Origin of the sequence: Pseudomonas sp. ABFPK (assembly GCF_001586765.1) — a bacterium.
Lineage (GTDB): Bacteria > Pseudomonadota > Gammaproteobacteria > Pseudomonadales > Pseudomonadaceae > Aquipseudomonas > Aquipseudomonas asiatica.
Genome location: NZ_LQXW01000061.1, coordinates 1 through 5,556, shown reverse-complemented (window position 1 = coordinate 5,556; position 5,556 = coordinate 1). Strand labels below are relative to the sequence as shown.

General features: G+C 53.9%; 4 protein-coding genes. 2 read left to right on the top strand and 2 right to left on the bottom strand.

Features of this window, described 5'->3' with window-relative positions; all coding sequences use genetic code 11:
• Positions 1-101 precede the first annotated feature (101 nt).
• Both WM94_RS25550 and WM94_RS25545 read left to right on the top strand, forming a co-directional pair.
• Positions 102-725 (top strand): XRE family transcriptional regulator, encoded by a 624-nt coding sequence (locus WM94_RS25550; RefSeq protein ID WP_256207057.1) that lies wholly within the window; start codon positions 102-104, stop codon positions 723-725.
• A 111-nt stretch (positions 726-836) separates the two neighbouring features.
• On the top strand, positions 837-1,766 hold the full coding sequence (locus WM94_RS25545) for a hypothetical protein (RefSeq protein WP_004577637.1): 930 nt from the start codon (positions 837-839) through the stop codon (positions 1,764-1,766).
• Positions 1,767-1,773: 7 nt separating this feature from the next.
• Here the strand turns inward: WM94_RS25545 and WM94_RS25540 are convergent, their stop codons facing one another.
• Positions 1,774-3,057: a RepB family plasmid replication initiator protein gene (locus WM94_RS25540; protein WP_004577638.1), complete on the bottom strand. Its 1,284-nt coding sequence runs from the start codon at positions 3,055-3,057 to the stop codon at positions 1,774-1,776.
• Between the two features lie 1,794 nt (positions 3,058-4,851).
• Complete coding sequence (locus WM94_RS30960; RefSeq protein ID WP_256207058.1) at positions 4,852-5,241, bottom strand: group II intron maturase-specific domain-containing protein; 390 nt, start codon at positions 5,239-5,241, stop codon at positions 4,852-4,854.
• Positions 5,242-5,556 lie beyond the last annotated feature (315 nt).

Genomic DNA, 5,556 nt, shown 5'->3' with positions numbered 1-5,556 from the left:
CTTTCTCGGTCACTTGCTTGACCGCTTCGATCTTGAACTCTTCGGGGTAACGCTGACGACTCATGGCACCTCCTATTTGGGCCTCATTATGAGGCTTGGAGGTGTCTACGAAACCAGGGGCGATTCACCCTTTCCAAGAAGCCAGCAAAGCTTGTGGTTTCACCGCTGACACGTTAGCGAGTTGCTTTGGGGATGAGTCAAAAGCCAAGCCGCGTGCCCTCCACGACGAACTGGATCGAAAACGAATAGACCTAATCGCTGCATTTCTTGACTGTTCTGGTTTTCGAGTCCTGCAGATGGCGGACGTTTTCCGCTGGTCGGATTACTGCCTTATCCAGCAGTCCGCGATGTTCAATGCGAAAGCAGTCAGCGAGAGCCATGAGACTGCAGCCTATTTCGAGGACGTCACAAAGGCAGGCGTCGCCTCTTCTCCAACTTTCATCCTGGATGAACTGATCGCAGCCACCTGGTCTGAGAACCTAAAGGAGGCGGCCGAAAAAATTCATGTCCCTTTTGAAAAGCTCAACTCATGGCGCACTGGGCGCCCAAAACCCTCACTGCGTGATCTTTCAGCGATCAGGGTCGTGGCGAAGCATATTGATATCGGAACCCCACTGATCATGATGGCACTGGGCGTCCTGGAGAAATCTGATTTCTTGCTGGGTGGTTGCTCAGTCGACATAGAAGATGAGCTGAACAAAGCCTTAGACATAGAAATACTATAGAGCAATCCGAATATACCAATAGGACATATAACACGTATTGATAAGAATTGGCTGTATTGCTAGTATCCGTTAGCCAAGTAACGGTATTTTCTGAGCCAAGGGTTTTCTTATATGCGTTTTGATGCCCAGTCTGCATCCGCCAAGCTCTCTAGTTTGCGAATCCCAATACCGTCCAGCGATGTGCTCGATGAGGTTTACCAATCAGAGGGAGATGCACTTAGTGACGCGATCGAAAGGGCGCAAGCTGGCGACCACACTGCCCTGCACTACCTCAAAGGGATTTTCTTCACGATTCTCCCGGGGTGTGTCGAACGCATCCGCATAGCCAATCTGCCACAACCGTCTCTGTCTGTGCTGATCAACATCGGGAAGGTCGAAGGGCCGAAATTTTCTCAGCAGCTCAAGCAGTGGTCGGATAGCGGGTGTGCGGACTCAGATATTGGCAGGTATCTCTGTGACACCTACAGAAGCTTACATCAGCAGTTCTCCTGCCTTGAGGAACAAGAGGTGTTGATAGAGGCCGCCGAAATCCAGACTAGTGAAGAACCAGTAACCTCTGAGCTATCGAGCGAGTCTGCAGACAAGAAGACCTTCGTCACTCGGCATGTTTACGGGGCGAAGGTGGCCTTGTGCTTCCAATCTGATACAACCAGAAGCGGAGAGCATACGATTCGGATCGAAGCTGCCGAAGCAACCGCATCCCGGACGTTCAACTGGGCCGAAAAGATCAGTATTCAGCTTTCTGGCCGCGAGCTGCCTGGTGTACTAGCCACCTTCATGCAGATGCAGACGAAATTCGATGGCAAAGGCCACGGCGCGCAGAACGAAAAATGGTTCACCATCGAGAATCAGCCAGGGAAAGTGTTCATCTCGGTGAACACGAAAGGCCGTGCACCAAGATCGGTACCCATAGGTCCAGGCGACTGCTTCGGGGTTGTGACCTTGCTCATTGAGCAAATGCTAAAGAATGCCCCTTACCTTTCAGCCGATACCCTATTGAACCTTGTGCAGCGGACCGCGCAAATGGCTGAGCCCGCGTAACAAAGCGTCAGATCTTGCCGCCACTAAGCAAGAATTGAAGGAGCGTTTCCGGGGTCGGAGTCTCAGGGAAGCGTTCCTGGAACAAGATTGCCACCAAGCAATTGGTCACCATAGGAGTCAATCCTTTGGTCCGGTACTGCCCGTAAGCGAAGTCATCCTTCCTCAGCTCGGCGTCATATTTCTCAGCCAGCTCGTTCTTTTCTTCATCCGACAACCCCTGGAACTCGCCACGGATAGTCTCGCGTTGAGCAGCTCCCCACTGCTCCAAAAGGTCAGCCATTTGATTCGTTGGTGCTGCTTTCGGCGCTGGCTTTGCTTTCGCAGCTGGCTTAGTAGCGTTAGCCGCTGGCTTCTGGGATTTGGCAGCTTCCGCTCCCTTCTTCTGGGTTGGCGCCTTGGCGTAGTTGTTGGCGACCGCAGCCTTGAAATATGCCGCGGGACTTGCAACGTTGGCCCCCTCCTTGCGCATTTGCGCTTCTGTGTAGTCAGCTTGAGCTAAGAGGTATTCTTCATCATGAGTCATCCCGAGCTCATCGATGTCCTTTTTGCTCAAGGACAGTGCCTTCAGGCGCTTGGATACGTCCTGGCTAACCAGCTCGGGGGATGGTCCCAGGTCTAAGCCTGGTTGAACCAAGGTCTCCAATTTGAACCAGAGCTTATCCATCTTCCGGTTGGCCTTGGTCACGTGCGGAGTGATGCGGAATCTTCGCTCGATGCTGTTGACCTGGTCGATAGCACGACCAAGCATCTTGTTGAAATCGCGAAACTCGGCGTGCGGAGTGGCTGATCCAGACAACACAACGCTCCACTCAGACCAGTGCGCACGGTAGGTCTCACCCATGGGTGAGCCAAAATAGCGTGACGTGATCTCGTGGAGCGTAAGCGCTGAAAAGCTTGAAAAGTGGTACTGCATCCGCAGATCGATCAAATTGAAGATCGCTGGGTCGAGCAGCCGGCGTTTCAGATCTGGTGGGAACGAGAAGCGCAGGGTTTGCCCATCCTCAAGGATGTAGGCTTCAGCAATTAGGTTTGCGATACCCCACTCGCTTTTTCGGCCAGGGCTCTCACCCTTGTAGTCAAACTCAACCTGCGTCTGCGACATGCTCACGAGCACCTTTTTGAGGTAGTCGCGGCTATTGGACGTGGTATGTCCAATGTTGTCTTCGACGTCTCGAATCGGGATCTCGTGAACCATCTCCTCCCGTGGCCGTTGCTGGGCGAACTGCAGGAGTGTGTTGTAGAGTTTTCGCTGTAGGAAGGTGAAGTCACTAGTGGCGGAGACGTTTCGCATTGACAGGGCTTCGGTCGCCTTCCTCAGCTCAACGGCTTTGGATGGTTCGACATCTCGAACGACCTGGAGCTTTGGTGCTCTCTTGCGTTTCGCTGGACTAGTTTCCGTTGTTGCTCCGGTTGTACGCTTTGCTCGCGGAGCTCTCGGTGTGGGGGTTTCTGAGTCCATTGTGAATTGTGCCATCAGTGACTGTGGTGGCACATTACTCGATCAATTGTCGTCCGGTCAACGAAATTACGGTTCCACCGTCAGTGGTCAATTGTGCCATGCCTAGAGGGTGCTTTTTGCTCTTCGCTTTTGACTCAAAATTGCGAAAGCAAAAAACCTACAACAGCTTGTTTCTGTTTTCACTGCTTTTTTAAAGCTTTGTTAGTGAAGACCCCAAACCCTTACGCCACAAGGGCTACAGCCATTTTTCTGTGCCATCCCCAGGGACAACAGTGCCATCTTTCTAGGCTTATGTGCCGGGGCTAGATGTCGCCAGTGCCATCCTTAGAGCTATGTGCCACGTTTAGTACCTTCCTGTGCCATTGCTAGAGGATCTCCTGAATTGTGCCGTCCCTAGGAATTTGGCTTCCCAGGCATGGCACAATTTGCTGGAGCCCAATAAATACGGTGCCTCCAGCTTATCTGCGGCTCATAACTGGGCATATGCACCAGCCCTAACGATGGCACTCTTCCTCAAGATTCGCGGCACCCAAACGCGCTAATCCTCAGCAATTGCTTTAGCAATGCTCTAACGATGGCACATTTCGATTCTTGAGCCTTATCAGACACCTACAGAGCCTCCAGTGCCCCTGACGATGGCACAATTGAGGGGGCAAGGGTAGTAAGCCCCCCCTTGGACCCCCTCTCTTACCTGATAGACTCGACGCACATTGCCTCCGTCTCTTTGTACTAGTTGAACGGAGCTCGTAAACGGCATCGTTGATATAGTTTTCACTGTGAAAAGTGGCATAAGCCAGATGAGCTACTGCACTAAGCGTGGCACATCTGGAGTGGACGCTATCTCCAGGACCATCATCTAACGATGGCACATTTGGTGGGCGGATCCTGCTTTAGGCTCTAGGCGTGGCACATTTGGCAATCTAGGCGCTCTCGATCCTCTAGCGATGGCACAATTCGCTGCTTTAGCTCGTATATCGGCCGGCGGATCCAGGGGGACGGGCCGTTGAGGGGGCGTTCATCTAGCAATGGCACAATTGGACGGCGCCAGGTTTTCACGTGAAAACCAATGAGCACAGCGATGGCAGGTCAACAATCTGCCGTTGAGCGGGCGTGCTGGAGCCCTGGTGCCGGATGGATGTGGCAGGGGCTTAACCCGCGATGGGCGATCGAGTCGACCAGAGCAAACCGAACAAGGGGGCAGGCTTGGGTGGTCACGTTGCTCGTTAACCGTAGATCCCATCATCTCTGCCGGCGAAATCACTGCGGTTAGTGGTAACGAGGTTGTGGTGCGTTCAGCGGTAGATCAACTGGCAACGGAATCGGGTCAGTCATGGCCGGTGACCTGCTCTGCAGCGGCTCTCTGGCTTGATGTGTGCAGCAAGTTTGCTGCGAAGGGGCCGACTGGTGCTAGACAACCGCTCCGGCGCTCATGTTAGCCGCCCTCCTACAGCACTCTGCCACTCAGTCACTCCGCATACTGCAGTAGCTTCCTGCCAAGCTGTTGTTAGAGCCCTTACGTCAGCGTGGGTGGTGCCTGGCCAATTCGACAGGATCGAGTAGGGTGAGGGATTTTTTTTTCCCTCAGCCCTCTCACACCACCGTACGTGCGGTTCCGCATACGGCGGTTCAACTAATACGCTGGAGTCCCTGCACAGTGCTGCGCAGCGAGACCAGCCCCATTTTGGCGAAGTACAACGTCGGTACTGCCTGATTCATGTGTTTGGATGCCGAGTTCCACCAAGGCCCTCGCCCGTTTACACTCGACTTCCACGCCCGCTCAGGCCTAAGCCCAAGCAAGATGAGTCGTCGTTCGCGGGTCTTCGGGGTTTTCCACTGTCGCCAGAGCAGGCAACGTAGTTTTCGACGCAGCCACCAATCGAGTTCCTCCAGCATCCGCATGTTCGCGGTAAGCCGAAAGTAGTTTGCCCAACCCCGCAACACGGGATTTAGCATCTCTATAGTGTGAGACAAGGACCGTCCTCGCCCCTTGCGCAGCAACTCACGAACTCGATCCATCAGTCTTCGCAGGCTTTCGGGGGCAGGTCGCACCCGTGTCTCTTGGCGATAGATCGTAATCGCGTAGCCCAGAAACTTTCGCTTCCAAGGCCGTGCTACTGCGCTTTTCTGCTCGTTGATACGTAGCTTCAGATGACCCTCCAGGAAGGCTCTGATGTTCGCCATCGCCCGTTGCCCTGCGCCTTCACTGCGGATTCCACGGTCATCTGGCCACCCATTCCATAAGCATCTGACCACCGATTCCACGGTGATCCGGCCACCCATTCCACGCGTATCCGACCACTGATTCCACGGTCATCCGGCCACTCAACCGGG